General features: G+C 61.4%; 13 protein-coding genes. 8 read left to right on the forward strand and 5 right to left on the reverse strand.

Features of this window, described 5'->3' with window-relative positions:
* Nucleotides 1–4 precede the first annotated feature (4 nt).
* The 3 genes from J7399_RS16470 to J7399_RS16480 form a co-directional block, all read right to left on the reverse strand.
* The gene (locus tag J7399_RS16470) at nucleotides 5–1072 is read right to left on the reverse strand and encodes a Hint domain-containing protein (RefSeq protein ID WP_209087642.1); all 1068 of its coding nucleotides are present in this window, start codon (nucleotides 1070–1072) and stop codon (nucleotides 5–7) included.
* 125 nt (nucleotides 1073–1197) lie between these two features.
* The gene (locus J7399_RS16475; RefSeq protein WP_209087644.1) at nucleotides 1198–2124 is read right to left on the reverse strand and encodes a lipid A-modifier LpxR family protein; all 927 of its coding nucleotides are present in this window, start codon (nucleotides 2122–2124) and stop codon (nucleotides 1198–1200) included.
* 141 nt (nucleotides 2125–2265) lie between these two features.
* Nucleotides 2266–2883 (reverse strand): response regulator transcription factor, encoded by a 618-nt coding sequence (locus J7399_RS16480; protein WP_209087646.1) that lies wholly within the window; start codon nucleotides 2881–2883, stop codon nucleotides 2266–2268.
* A 279-nt stretch (nucleotides 2884–3162) separates the two neighbouring features.
* Between J7399_RS16480 and J7399_RS16485 the strand changes: the two genes are divergently transcribed.
* Entirely contained in the window at nucleotides 3163–3684 is a 522-nt protein-coding gene (locus J7399_RS16485) for a molybdopterin-dependent oxidoreductase (protein WP_209087648.1), read from the forward strand.
* Between the two features lie 155 nt (nucleotides 3685–3839).
* Nucleotides 3840–6467, forward strand: a complete 2628-nt coding sequence (locus tag J7399_RS16490) for an ATP-binding protein (RefSeq protein ID WP_209087649.1) — start codon at nucleotides 3840–3842, stop codon at nucleotides 6465–6467.
* A 7-nt stretch (nucleotides 6468–6474) separates the two neighbouring features.
* On the opposite strand, the gene J7399_RS16495 is transcribed toward J7399_RS16490, so the two are convergent.
* Nucleotides 6475–7383, reverse strand: coding sequence for a LysR family transcriptional regulator (locus tag J7399_RS16495; protein ID WP_209087651.1), 909 nt, complete (start codon nucleotides 7381–7383; stop codon nucleotides 6475–6477).
* Nucleotides 7384–7517: 134 nt separating this feature from the next.
* Here J7399_RS16495 and J7399_RS16500 point away from each other — a divergent pair, with 134 nt between their 5' ends.
* The 6 genes from J7399_RS16500 (at nucleotide 7518) to J7399_RS16525 (ending at nucleotide 12894) form a co-directional block, all read left to right on the forward strand.
* A complete protein-coding gene (locus tag J7399_RS16500; protein WP_209087653.1) occupies nucleotides 7518–8702 on the forward strand; it encodes a lipid-transfer protein in 1185 nt (394 codons plus the stop codon).
* Between the two features lie 10 nt (nucleotides 8703–8712).
* Entirely contained in the window at nucleotides 8713–9180 is a 468-nt protein-coding gene (locus J7399_RS16505; RefSeq protein ID WP_209087655.1) for a MaoC family dehydratase N-terminal domain-containing protein, read from the forward strand.
* 11 nt (nucleotides 9181–9191) lie between these two features.
* A complete protein-coding gene (locus tag J7399_RS16510; protein ID WP_209079543.1) occupies nucleotides 9192–9629 on the forward strand; it encodes a MaoC family dehydratase in 438 nt (145 codons plus the stop codon).
* 62 nt (nucleotides 9630–9691) lie between these two features.
* A complete protein-coding gene (locus J7399_RS16515) occupies nucleotides 9692–10840 on the forward strand; it encodes an acyl-CoA dehydrogenase family protein (protein WP_209087657.1) in 1149 nt (382 codons plus the stop codon).
* 11 nt (nucleotides 10841–10851) lie between these two features.
* Nucleotides 10852–11691 carry an SDR family oxidoreductase gene (locus tag J7399_RS16520; protein WP_209087659.1) on the forward strand — a complete coding sequence of 280 codons (840 nt, stop codon included), beginning with the start codon at nucleotides 10852–10854 and terminating at the stop codon, nucleotides 11689–11691.
* Nucleotides 11692–11799: 108 nt separating this feature from the next.
* On the forward strand, nucleotides 11800–12894 hold the full coding sequence (locus J7399_RS16525) for a CaiB/BaiF CoA-transferase family protein (protein WP_209087661.1): 1095 nt from the start codon (nucleotides 11800–11802) through the stop codon (nucleotides 12892–12894).
* Nucleotides 12895–13011: 117 nt separating this feature from the next.
* Here J7399_RS16525 and hemE read toward each other — a convergent pair whose 3' ends face one another.
* Entirely contained in the window at nucleotides 13012–14043 is a 1032-nt protein-coding gene (gene hemE, locus J7399_RS16530) for a uroporphyrinogen decarboxylase (protein WP_209087663.1), read from the reverse strand.
* Nucleotides 14044–14102 lie beyond the last annotated feature (59 nt).

Genomic DNA, 14102 nt, shown 5'->3' on the forward strand with positions numbered 1-14102 from the left:
GAGGTCAGGCTGCGTCATGCAGCAGAATGGCCGCCTCGCTGGTGGTCAGATTGCGCCGCGCATAGGCGCCATAGCTGTGCGGATCGTCGGCCACATCCGGCAGATGCGCGGCCAGACGCGCGCGGTCTTGCGGCGCAAGGCTGTCCATCTCCGCACTGGCAGGGTGAAAGCTCTCGGTTTCCACGCCATTGGCCCAGATCACCTCGTGGCTTGGCAACAGCAGATGCACATAGGTGACTTCCTTCAGCGCGCTGTCCACCGCAACCGTGCGCCCGTTCACCAGATCGCGCGCGGTCACCAGAACCTCAGGCACATTGAACAGCGCCCGCGCCGCCGCGCCGCGCACCAGCATACGGTGCTCCGGGCTGACAATCAGCTCCTGATCAGGGCGCTCAATGCCCAGCGCACCGGGCCGGATGCGGATCGGGCGCAGCTTGGGCATCGCAAAAAGGCGCGCGCCGGTCATGCGGCGGCTGCCAATCCACTGAACTTCCTGCGCGCCGTTGTCCCGGGTCTGCACCCGGTCACCCTCGCGCAGCTCCTCAATCAGACGCGGCCCTTCCGGCGTGGCAATCCGCGTGCCCGGCGTGAAACAGATCACACCGCTGTTGGCCTCCGCCTTGGGGCGCTGCAGCGCGCTCATCGCATGATGCACCACCCAAAGCTGCCGATTCTTCGGCGGCAGCTCATCCAAAAACATCAACAGCGGGGCACTGCCCGCCACTTCGATCACCGTCGCCGTATAGCTGTCGGTGCCGTCGGTCACCACGAACCCGCCCTCCATGAGCGGATCCTCAACCTCGATTTCATCCAAAGATGTCACATGGGTCTGCGTTTTCACCGCAGCCCCAACCAGCCGACGCACCATATGCGCCGCCCGTTTGCGGATGTTTGCCCCTTCTTCGCCTCGGTCCAGACGCAATAGCCCCGTGGGGCCGTCCACACGGACGGCTTCCTGTGACCAGGACCACACCACGCCCGTGTCCAGCGCTTGTAGCGGTGCGGCCTTCTGACCGTCTATTTCTGTCTGTGACCAGGAGATGACAAACGTGCCACGAAAGCCCGTCTTCATTGCCCGATAACCTGCCATGTCTTTTTTTATTAACGGCAGGTTAACAAAATCGGACAGAATTGCCTACCCGATTCTCCGCAAACTCCGGCGAAGGGCGCCGCGCGGCCGCGCCGCGCCACCCCCTTTTAGAATTTGAAATCGAGCTTGATGGCCCCGACAACCTGCGCCTCATCCTGCGCTTCGAACTCTTCAGAAAGCCACGTCAGGCCATAAAAAACATGGTGTTTCTGGCCGCGCCAATGCACACCGGCACGCACCCGGCTGCGCATCTCCTCAAGCGCGATGCCGCGGTCTTCCGGCAGAAACACGCTGTCAAAAACATGTGCCACATCTGCACCAGCCACAAAGCTCCAGCCCGGCTGATGGTTGCGAATCGTGCGGTAGCGATGACCGGTCACCCAGTCCCGCACCAAGAGCTCACCTTCGCCAAATTTGCCGATGGTCAGGTCAAATCCGGCGCGCACAAGGCTTTCGTCACCAGCACGTGCCTCAACAAAGGGACGCAAGCGGGACTGCCCGCCCATCTGCACTTCGCGGCCAACCTCTGCCACACCACGCAGACGCCAGGTGTTTGGGATTTGAGCGGCCCGCACCTCAGGTGAGGATTGAGACACATTGATCAGGTCGTGAATGGCGTTTTGCAGCTCATCCAGATGGGTCATCGGGCCAATGGCCACCAAGTCACCGCCCAATGCGAATTCCGTACCGCTGCGCTGAAAATGCGTGTGCACACCGGCACTCAACATCCCCGCAAACGGACGGTCGGAGGTACTTGGGTTCACAAGCGTTCTGGGCGCGATCACCTCCCCCCCCAGTCGCAGCTCCAAAATATTACCCGCCGCTTCCGGCAACGCGCCGTCCCAGCCATATCCCCAGATGCGGCTGGTGCCATAAGAGCCGGTGCGCCAGCGGTCATACCCGTCGCCAATCGCATCATTCACAAGAAGGTTGCCAAATCCAAGATAGCTGCGCCCCTCTGCCATCGCAGAATGCGCAGTGATTCCGGCAGTGACTCCAATTGCAACAACAGTCGCAAAAATGCGCGCCAACATGATCTATCTCCAGCGGTAGTTTCCTCGGCGCTGCATAAAGCACACAAGCGCTTAAAGAACCTTTGAGCGTTCCAGTCAGGTGAAGTTAAGGAAACTTTGCGGCAAAATAGCATCAAAGCCGCGCGGTGCGCTCGGCGCGGCTCAGAACAGCTCCGCCTCGCGCGCAATCAGCGCCGCTTGGGTCCGGTTTGCAGCCCCAATCTTGCGGTAGAGATTTTTCACATGCAGCTTGATGGTCGGCTCTGACAGATCAAGATCACGCGCGATCTCTTTGTTGGCTTTGCCCTCCGCAAGCCCCTGCAGAACTTCCATTTCGCGTTTGGTGAGCTTTTGCGCAATCGGATGGCGCTCTGTACTTATCGCCTCTTCGGTCAGCAGGTCCGCAGGCACAAATTGCTCACCTGCCGCCATAAACCGAATGGCATTGACCAAAGATTTGGCTGGCAGGGTTTTGGGGACAAATCCGGCAGCGCCCGCCGCCATCGCCCGGTGCACCACGTCGCGCGAGGCCTCTCCGGAAATCAGCGCCACCCGCGGGGCCACCTTATGCGCAAGCACCTGCTTCAACCCGTCCAGACCGCGCATGCCCGGCATATTGTAATCCAGAAGCACAAGATCGAAGTCAGCCGTTTCATCCAATGCGGCAAGCGCACCGTCCAGATCGGAAACCCCGACGGTCGACATCGCACCGGCCGCTTCCACAAACGCCACCACAGTATCTCTCAAGAGATCATGATCATCAGCGATTAGTATCTTCAACAACTCACTCCGCGCTTCGTACTGGACATATCTCGCCCAGCCCCGGAAACTGCAAGGGTTTGATATCCCCATTTAAGCTGAGAAAAGTGAAGCATTTACTTCTACGAAACGCCACCATTGTTTTTTCAACCATAGAGAATCTTGAACCATCCCACGCCACCTTACGCGAGGTTAAATCGAAAACCTACCCCTTTGTATAGGATGCTTATCCTCATGCTCACGTGCACCATCGAATCCAAGCAGTTAACACTAACGTCAAGCAAACGAGGCGGCAGAAATATGCGACTAAAAACAACCGCGACTTTCGCGCTTGCACTCAGCTTGTTGCTACCACTCACGACAGCCCTTCGGGCTGCCGACGCCATGGACACGCCATCCGGAAGCGTCATCCTGACTGTGTCGGGCACGATCGACAAAACCAATGTCGACGACACAGCTCAGTTCGATTTGGAGATGCTGCGCGAATTACCGGCAGCCTCCATTTCAACATCGACCATATGGACCGAAGGGGTTCTTATGTTCACGGGTGTACCGATAGCGTTGTTGCTTGAAGAATTGGGGAATTCTGGCAACACGCTTCGGGCCTCCGCGATTAACGACTACACCATCGAGATCCCAGTTGCTTCGCTTGAAGGCGACGCGCCCATCCTGGCCTATGAAATGAACGGTGACACTATGCACCGCCGTGAAAAAGGCCCGCTCTGGGTGATCTACCCGTTTGATTCCGATGAGAAATATCGCACATCGCAAATCTACTCGCGCAGCATTTGGCAACTCGACAGAATTGAAGTCATCGACTAGCTTTTGCGCATGTCGCAAAGCCTGTCACACGTCTTTTCACGAGCCCAAGGGCTCCTCAGCGCACCGCAAGCGTAGTTCTAAGTATGTGGGTTGGTTTTGGTATATTCGCGCGAACGCAGCAAGACGGGCCTCTGTCCAGCACCGGAGGCAAAGCCGTGAGCGCGCGCTCCGGACAAACCGCGCAGGATCACGCCACGCAACGCCGCCACGCAACGCGGCCGTCCCTTTCACCAGACCGCTCCCCCTGGCGCCGCGCCCTCAGCATCGGCCTCATCGTGCTTGTCTGCGTGCTGACAGTCTTCTCCGCATATGCCGCCTACGAGGTGACCTCCAACTTCCGCGAGGTGCGCGCCAAGGCCTCCGATGACGTGGACTGGTCCCTCAATCAGGTCGAGCTGGAAAGCCGCGACTTCACCACCGCGCTGGAAACCGCCATTCTGGATCCGGAAGGCGGCCTCGCCCGCCTGCGGCTGCGCTATGACATTCTCTACAGCCGCGTCACCACGCTGGCGACCTCTCCCGTTTACCTGCGCCTGACCTCCGTGCCGGAGTTTGATGCGGCGCTGGAGCGTGTGCACCGCTTTGTCATCGACACGGTGCCGATCATTGACGCGCCCGATGCCGAACTGCGTGCCGCCCTGCCGCAACTCACCAAGGACTCAGCGCATCTGCGCAACGACACCCGCACCCTGTCCCTGAAAGGGCTGACCTTCTTTGCCGAACAGGCAGACCGCCAGCGCGCACAAGTGGCAGACACGCTGCTGCGCCTGACCGGCCTGATCGCCCTGCTCCTCGTCGCCCTGCTGGCGCTCGTCATCCACGCCTTCAACAACTACCGGCTCGCACGCCAGCACGGTCAGGCCCTGACCGAAGCCAACAACCGCATGAGCACCATCCTCACCACCTCGCTGGACGGCGTGCTGGTGACCGACGGCGAAGGCCGCCTGCTGGAGTTCAACAAAGCCTGCGAAGACATGTTCCAGTATAAGTTTGAGGACATTCGCGGTCAGAATGTGATCGACCTGATCGCCCCGCCGGGGACCGACGCCATCCACAAGGCCGCGATGGAGCGGATCCGCAACGGTCAATCCGACCACTTCGCGGGACGTGGCCGCATCCGCTCGGATTTGCGGCGCGCCGACGGCACGCTATTCCCCGGCGAAATCTCCGTCGAGGTTGCCGAAGAAGACGGCCGCCCGATCCTCTTGGGCTTCATGCATGACATTTCGGATCGCGTCGCCGCCGAGCAGGAGCTAGTCAAAACCCGCGATCAGGCGCTGGCTGGCGAGCGCGCCAAGGCAGAGTTCCTCACCGTGATGAGCCACGAAATCCGCACGCCTCTCAACGGCATGCTCGGCAATCTCAGCCTGCTCAACGACACCGCCCTGACCACCGCGCAAACCCGCTACATCCGCAATATGGAAATCTCCGGCCGCGTGCTCATGCGCCATGTGGACACGGTGCTTGATATCGCCCGCCATGAGGCCGGTGTGCTCAATATCTCTTTGGCCTGCACAGATCTCTCGGTTCTGCTTCAGGAGCTGGTCGACAGCCAGCTCAGCGCAGCCTCCGCGCGCGGAAATGCCCTCAGCTGGCGCTGGGAAGGGGCCCCGCGCGCCTGGGTGCGCACCGACCGCGCCGCCTTGGAGCAGGTCCTTCTCAATCTGATCGGCAATGCCATCAAATTCACCAACAAAGGTGCCATCACGGTTGAGGTTGAGGCGCTGCCCGAAACCATCGACGACACGCCGGTGATCGAACTGCGCGTCTGCGACACCGGCATCGGCATTGCCGAAGACCGTCTGGACAAGGTGTTTGAGGATTTTGTCACCAATGACACCGGCCTTGGGCAAGTGCCCGGCGGCACCGGCCTCGGCCTTGGGATCGCCCGCCGCATCGTCACCGCCATGGGCGGCACCCTTGGCGTTGAAAGCACCGAAAGCCAAGGCAGCGTGTTCTGGGTGCGTCTGCCCATGGCCCCGGGCCGCCGCCCGCCCCAACACGCGGAGGAAAGCGCACCCGCTCCCGCCATCAAACGCCGCGTTCTGGTGGTCGAGGACAACGCCATCAACCGCGAATTGGCCGAGGAAATGCTGCGCAATGCCGGCCATGAGGTGATCGTTGCCGCTGATGGCGAGCAAGGTCTGGAACAGGCCAGCGTGGCCGCATTTGATGTGATCCTGATGGACATCGCCATGCCGGTGATGGACGGGCTGATGGCCACCCTCGCCATTCGCGGCGGCAATGGCCCCAACAAACACACGCCGATCATTGCGGTCTCCGCCAACATCCTGCCAACCGAACGCCTGCGCCTGAAAGAAGCCGGCATGAACGGCTTCCTCGCCAAACCTCTGGATCGCGAGGCGCTGCAGAACACGTTGCAAACCCTGAGCACCGCCAAAACCTCAGCCGGGGAAGACGGCGCAAAAAAAGCCTCCGTGGCTGTCGACATCAAAACACTGACCAACAACCGGTCCGGCCTGCCAGCCGACACATTTGCCCGGCTGCTTACCCGCTTCCTCAACGAAGGGGACACGCTGCGCGACGCGATCGCCGCGCCCGACAGTGACCCCGCCACTGTCGCCAAAATGTGCCACAATCTGGCGGGGGCCGCGGCAGTCTTTGGGGCGCGCAGCCTGCACGCACAGCTGGTCGAAGCCGACACCGCCGCCAAAATGCAAGACGACAGCGGGTTTGGCCGCGCCTTGGCCGACTTCCCTGCGGTCTGGAGCGAAACCCGCGCCGCGCTTATGGATCACCTGCCCTCAGACGCCGCCGAGTAAAACCGCGCTAAGGCATCTCCGCACCCGTTGTGGGCGGAAAGCTCTGCAACGCTTCCAAAAACCAGCCCAGCGCCTGCCCGCGTCGCGGACCGCTGCGAAACACCACAGCCATCGAGACAGGGCCTTGGTCTGGAAAATCCAATACATCAAAGCGGGCGCGGAAATGGCGGCTCTCCGCATAGCTGGCCGCCACCATCCCCACCGCATCGCTGCGCTCGACAACGCCTGCGGCCATCGCGAAGTTCTGCATGATGTGCAACCGCCTTAGCAGGTCGCCCTCCATCTGCGGCATCACATTTTGCATCTGTTCCGCATAAGGTCCGCTGGTCTCAGGCACGATCAGCGGCAACCCCACCAAATCCTGCGCTGTGACCTGCCGCCCAAGCAAGGGATGCCCGTGGCGCACAAACAACCGCACTTGCAGCGGCGCCAAAGCCTCGGCACGCGCCCCCGGCTCCGCCATCAGCGGGCGCGAAGGCCCGATAAACGCATCGAGATCCCCCTGACGAAAGAGCTGCAGCCCCGCCTCAAACGAAGTGCCCCGCACATGCACGCGCACATCCGGATGCGCATTCACCAGAGACCACACGGCGCGGCTCATCAACCCTTCCATGGAGCTTGGCGCAATGCCGATCCGCAGCACCTGCTCGCGCGTCTGCCGCGCCGCATCCACATCTGATGTCAGCTGATCCACATCCGCCAGAATGCGGGCGGCGCGGTCCACAAACTGTCGGCCCTGCGCGGTGGCAGCCACCCCGCGCGCATGGCGGTAAAACAGAGCGGCTCCAACCTCTTGCTCGACATCGGCCACCGCCTTTGTCACCGCCGACTGGGTCACATTCAGCGCCCGCGCCGCAGCCGAGATTGCCCCCTGCCGATCCACCGCCACCACATAGCGCAATTTGGTCAGATTCATGGCCTCTCCCTGCCATTCCAAAAATGAATAGCTTGCGACAACATTGAATTTGCCAGATATCTACGTCAACCCGATACTGGCGCAGGATCCGGGGCCGCAGAGGCTGGCCAGAGACCGGATTGGAGGAGACTACCATGAGCGCAGCCGCCATCGTGGCGGGTGTTGGCATGATCAAATTTGCCAAACCCGGTGCATCTGAAAGCTATGACCAAATGGGTGCCGCCGCCGTGCGGGCCGCTCTGAAAGATGCAGGCCTCAGCTACACGGATATTCAGCAGGCCTTTGCGGGCTACGTATACGGCGACAGCACTTGCGGGCAGAAGGCGCTTTATCAGGTTGGCATGTCCGGCATCCCGATCATCAACGTCAACAACAACTGCTCCACAGGCTCGACCGCGCTCTATATGGCGCGGCAGGCCGTGGAAAGCGGCATGGCAGACTGCGTGCTGGCTGTGGGCTTTGAGCAGATGCGTCGCGGTGCTCTGGGCAGCCATTGGAGCGACAGGCCCACGCCTTTTGATGACTTTGACGCGGCCTGTGACACGCTGGTCGGCCACGCCGAGGTGCCGCTGGCACTGCGCTATTTTGGCGGTGCGGGGCAATCGCATATGCAGAAATACGGCACCGAGCTGGCTGACTTTGCCAAGATCCGCGCCAAGGCCTCCCGCCACGCGGCGCGCAATCCGCTGGCCCTGTTCTCACAGGAGCTTTCTGAGGAAGAAGTGCTCGCCGCCCCCGTGATGTGGGATGGCGTCATGACCCGTCTTATGGCCTGCCCGCCAACCTGCGGCGGGGCTGCTGCCATTCTCTGTTCGGAGCGTTTTGCCGCCAAACACGGTCTGGACACCACCGTCCGGATCAAGGCGCAGGCCATGACCACCGATTATGCCTCGACCTTTGAGGCACAGGACATGATGCAGGTGGTGGGCTATGACATGACCGCAGCAGCAGCGCTGCAGGTGCAGGAAGCCTCCGGCATCGCGATTGAGGATGTGGATGTGGTCGAGCTGCATGACTGCTTCGCCCACAACGAACTCATCACCTACGAGGGGCTTGGCCTCACGCCGGAAGGCACCGCGCAGAAATTCATCGCAGATGGCGACAACACCTATGGCGGTAAATATGTCACCAACCCCTCCGGCGGCCTGCTGTCCAAGGGCCACCCGCTGGGGGCCACCGGTCTGGCGCAATGTTATGAGCTGACCCACCAGCTGCGCGGCACCGCAGAGGCGCGGCAGGTCGAAGGTGCCCGCATCGCGCTTCAGCACAACCTTGGCCTTGGCGGCGCCTGCGTGGTCACGCTTTATCAGGCGGCGTGAGGCAGGGCGGATGGGCATCTTTGATCGCAGCGCCAAGGGTCACATTACCCCCGTCATCGAGATCACCATCGAACGCGGGGCGCTGATCTTCTTTGCCGAAACCATCGGCGAGACCAACCCGGTCCACCTCGACACCCGCGCCGCCCGCGCCGCTGACCATCCCGACATTCTCGCCCCTGCCACCTACGCCGTGGTGGTGGGCACATTGGCCGGACAAAAGGCCAAACGCCGCGGGCAGCCCGACATTCTGGAGTTGATCAACGGCGATCTGCGCGTGCTCCTGCATGGCGCGGAAGACTACACCTACCACGGGCCGCTCTACGCCGGAGACACGGTAGAGGTCGAAAACGAGATCACCGACTTCAGCGACCCCAAAGGCGGCAAACTTGAGATAGCCCATATCACCACCCGCATCAGCCACCCCGAACGTGGCCTGCTGGTTGAGGCCAATCGCGCTCTGATCCACCGCCTGAGCTAGGGAGAGACATCATGACCACGACGATCACAATCGCCCGCACCCCCGCTACCGCTCAGGTCGGCGACCACCTGCCCCCACTCACATTCGGCCCGATCAGCCGCAAAACCCTCGCGCTCTATGCCGGAGCATCCGCGGATCACAACCCGATCCACATCGATCTGGATTTTGCCCGCGAGGCCGGCATGGACGATGTCTTTGCCCACGGCATGCTCTCCATGGCCCAACTTGGCCGCCTCGTGACCGGCTGGGCCGGGCAAAGCCGCCTGCGCGGTCTCTCCAGCCGTTTCACCGCGATCACCCCGGTGGGCGCAACCGTCACCTGCACAGGCACCGTCAGCGACCGGCTGGAGCAACATGGCCGCGTGCTGCTGACCCTCGCGCTAGCCGCGCATATTGATGACGGCACCAGAACCCTGCGCGGCGAAGCCAAGGTCTGCGGCACCCCCTGATCCCGCGCGTACAGCATATCAAGCGAAGCGCCCCCCTTCCAGGCAGACAACAAGGACCTCAAATGCCCAACCACATGTGGATGACGGCGGATCACACCGCCTTTGCAAACAGCGTCAGCCGTTTCATGGCCGAAGAGGTCATCCCCAACAACGCCGCATGGTCCGAGGCCGGTGTGGTGCCCAAAGACCTCTGGCGCAAAGCCGGCGACCTTGGCATCCTTGGCGCGACCTTCCCCGAAGCCCACGGCGGCCTTGGCCTGTCACGCCACTTTGACGCCATCACCTTTCTGGAACAGACCAAAGCCGGAGACAGCGGCTGGGGTGTCTCGGTCCACAACATCGCCGCGCATTACATCACTGCCTTTGGCTCTGAGGAGCAGCAGGCCCGCTGGCTGCCCGATCTTGCCGCAGGGCGCAAAGTCGCCGCCATCGCCATGACTGAGCCGGGCACCGGCTCCGACCTGCAGGCGGTCAAAACCACCGCCATCCGTGACGGCAATGAATACCTCATCAACGGCTCCAAAACCTTCATCACCAATGGCGCCACCGCCGATCTGATCGTGCTGGTCGCCAAGACCGACCCATCCGCCAAAGGCCGGGGCGTCTCGCTGATCATTGTCGAAACCGAAGGGCTGGAGGGCTTCACCATCGGCCGCCGCCTCAAGAAGATGGGTATGAAGCGCAACGACACCGCCGAGCTTTCCTTTCAGGATGTGCGCGTCCCGCTGACCAACCTTCTGGGCTCCGAGGAAGGTCAGGGTTTCATCCAGCTTATGAAACAGCTCCCGTGGGAGCGCCTGATCCTTGGCTATATGGCGCTTGGGGCCTCCCAATGCGCGCTCGACCACACGCTGGCTTACGTGAAAGAGCGCAAAGCCTTTGGCCAGCGCGTCATGGATTTCCAGAACACCCGCTTCAAACTCGCCGAATGCGCCACCAAGATCGAACTGCTCGCCGCCTTCTGCGACCAATGCCTAACCGAGCTCGACGCAGGCCAGCTCACTGCCGAGAAGGCCGCCATGGCCAAATGGTGGGGCACACAGACCCAATGTGAAATCGTCGATGAATGCCTGCAGCTGCACGGCGGCTACGGCTATATGTCGGAGTATCCGATCAGCGAACTCTACACCGATGCACGCGTGCAAAAGATCTATGGTGGCACCAATGAAATCATGAAAGAGGTGATCGCCCGATCTCTGGATCTCGACTAAGGACCACCCAAATGAGCAAACTCCCCGGAAAGCTGACAGGCAAAACCGCCTATATCACTGGCGCAGGCAATGGCATCGGCCGCGCCGTCGCCCTGAAACTCGCCCGCGAAGGCGCCAATATCGTGGTCAATGATCTCGAAGAGGCCCCCGCCCAAGCCGTGGTCGATGAAATCACCGCAGCCGGTGGCAAGGCCATTTCCGTGCCCGGCTCCGTCACTGAGGACGGCTTTGCAGAACGCTTCATCGGCGCAGGTGTCTCTGAGTGGAACGCAATCGACATCATCGTCAACAACGCGGGCTACACATGGGACAGCCTCATTGGCCATATGACCGACGATCAGTTTGACGCCATGATGGATGTGCACGTAAAAGCGCCCTTCCGCATCCTGCGCGCCGCTTCCGGCTTCATCAAAGGCGCGGCCACCCAAGAGGCTGAGGCCGGACAGGAAGTGTTCCGCAAGGTGGTGAACATCTCCTCCATCGCGGGCACCGGCGGCAATGTCGGTCAGGCCAACTATTCTTCAGCCAAATCCGCCGTGCTGGGCCTCACCAAAACTCTGGCCAAAGAATGGGGCCGCTTTAAGGTGAATGTGAACTGCGTCGCCTTTGGCTACATCGAAACCCGCCTCACCGAGGCCACCAACGAGAAGAAATCCATCACCGTGGATGGCAACACTGTCGGCATCGGCATCCCCGAGAAAGTCGCCACAGGTTTTGCCGCCATGGTGCCGCTGGGCCGTCCCGGCACACCTGAAGAAGCCGCCGATGGCGTCTATCTCTTCTGCTGCCCGGAAAGCAACTACGTCAGCGGCCAGACCCTGACGGTTGGTGGCGGTCTGAACGGCACCTAAAAAAGGCCCGACTGCAAGTCGGGCTGCGCCGTCCCGCCCCCATGGGGCGGCGCATTCGCACCACCCCGCGGGACTATGCAGCCCTCGGCTCTCATGATTGGATCACACATGCTCCAAGGCACCCGCATCATCGAAATCGAAGGCCTCGGCCCCGGCCCCTTCGCCGCCATGCTGCTCGCGGACCTTGGAGCAGATGTCATCACCATCCATCGCAAAACCGCCGCTACAATCACCACAGACCAATCCGTGCTCGACCGGGGTAAGCGCTCCATCGCGCTTGACCTCAAAGACCAGCAGGATCTCGCCACCGCCAAGCGCCTCATCGCCTCAGCGGACGCCCTCATCGAAGGCTTTCGCCCCGGCGTGATGGAGCGCTTGGGCCTCGGCCCCTCCGAATGCCACACCGACAACCCCGCGCTGGTCTATGGCCGGATGACCGGCTGGGGCCAGACCGGCCCGCGCGCCCAGAGTGCCGGACACGATCTCAACTACATCGCCCAATCCGGCGCGCTCTGGTACGCCTCAGAGCCCGGCACCCCGCCCATCACCCCCGCCACGCTGGTGGGGGATATTGGCGGCGGCGCGCTTTATCTGGTTATCGGCATCCTCTCAGGCATTCTCAACGCACGCACCACCGGACAGGGCACCGTGGTGGACGCCGCCATTGTGGATGGCTCTGCCCACATGATGTCCCTGCTCATGGCGCTGCGTCAGGGTGGCGGTCTGTCAATGGAACGTGGCCACAGCCTGCTGGACGGTCCGCATTGGTCGCGCAGCTACGTCTGCGCCGACGGCGGTCATGTCTCCGTGCAATGTCTGGAGCCGCAGTTCTACGCCGAATTTCTGGGTAAGCTCGGCCTCAGCGACGATCCGGAATTTGCCCGCCAGCACGATGCCACCCTCTGGCCCAAGCTCACCGCGCACCTCTCAGACCTCTTCTTGTCAGAGCCGCGCCTCTATTGGGACAGCCTGTTCTCCGGCTCCGACGCCTGCGTCGCCGTGGTGCTTTCGCCAGAGGAAAGCGCGCAGTCTCCGCATATGTCCGCGCGTCAGGTCTGGCATCATCCGGACGGCAATCTGCAAGCCGCCCCTGCCCCGCGTTTTGACGAGAAGGTGGCGCAGATCAACCCCGCCCCCAAACGTGGCGAACACACGGGGGAGATTCTCGCGGAATTGGCACAATCCCCGCGTCAAGAGCGCTGATCGGCACGCCGCAACGCGCGGTCGGTCAATAAAAAAGAGGCGCGCAAAAACGCACCTCCGCAATACAGTCGCGATACAGACGCAATACCGACGTTAAAAAACGTGGTTAACGCGGGCTCAGCGCCCACGCAACGTGTCGATCATCAGCTGTACATTTTCTGGGTCTGCATCCGGTGTGATGCCGTGGCCCAGATTGAAGATATGCGGCCCTTTGCTGAAGGCATCGACAATCTTGCGGGTCTCGTCCACCAGCGCCTGACCACCTGTAACCATATGGGAAGACTTGAGATTCCCCTGCACACAGCCATCAACCTGCACATGCTCTGCAGCCCACTCCGGCGTCACACCATCATCCAGCGCCACACAATCCGCGCCCGTCGCCTTGGCAAAGCCCACATAGCGCTCACCCGCGCCACGCGGGAAGGCAATGATCGGCACATCCGGATGTTTCGCCTTCAGCTCAGCAATGATTTTCTTAGCCGGTTCAAGGGCATAGCGATCAAAATCCGCCCCCTTTAGAGAGCCCGCCCAGCTGTCAAACAGCTTCACAACCTCAGCCCCAGCCTCGATCTGCTTGGACAGATAGTCGATGGTCCCTTCGGTCAAACGATCGATAATCGCCTGAAACAACTCAGGATTTTCGTCCTTCAGCTGATGCGCGGGCCCCTGATCCGGCGTCCCCCGCCCCGCAACCATATAAGTCGCCACCGTCCAAGGCGCCCCGGCAAAGCCAATCAGCGTGGTTTCCTTGGGCAGTTCCTGACGCAGGATTCGAACAGTTTCATAAACAGGATCAAGGGTTTGGTGGATTTCACTGGCCGGTTTCAGCTTGTCAAAATCCGCCTGATTTTCGATGGTCGACAGCCGTGGACCTTCCCCCGTGACAAACCACAAATCCGCCCCCAACGCCTGCGGCAGAAGCAGGATATCCGCAAACAGGATAGAGGCATCAAAGCCATAACGCCGGATCGGCTGTAGCGTCACTTCAGCTGCCAATTTGCTGTTATAACAAAGAGATAGGAAATCACCCGCCTGCGCCCGCGTGGCGCGATACTCCGGCAGATAGCGCCCCGCCTGCCGCATCATCCAGATCGGCGGCGTCTCAAGCGTCTCACCCGCCAATGCGCGCAGGATCGTCTTCTCGGCCATGGTTTCCCCTTTCCAATGTGTCGCCTTCGTCGTCTGGCACCAGCGTCAAGATGTCAAGG

This window comes from Shimia sp. R9_1, assembly GCF_017743775.1.
In the GTDB taxonomy this organism is placed as follows: domain Bacteria; phylum Pseudomonadota; class Alphaproteobacteria; order Rhodobacterales; family Rhodobacteraceae; genus Shimia.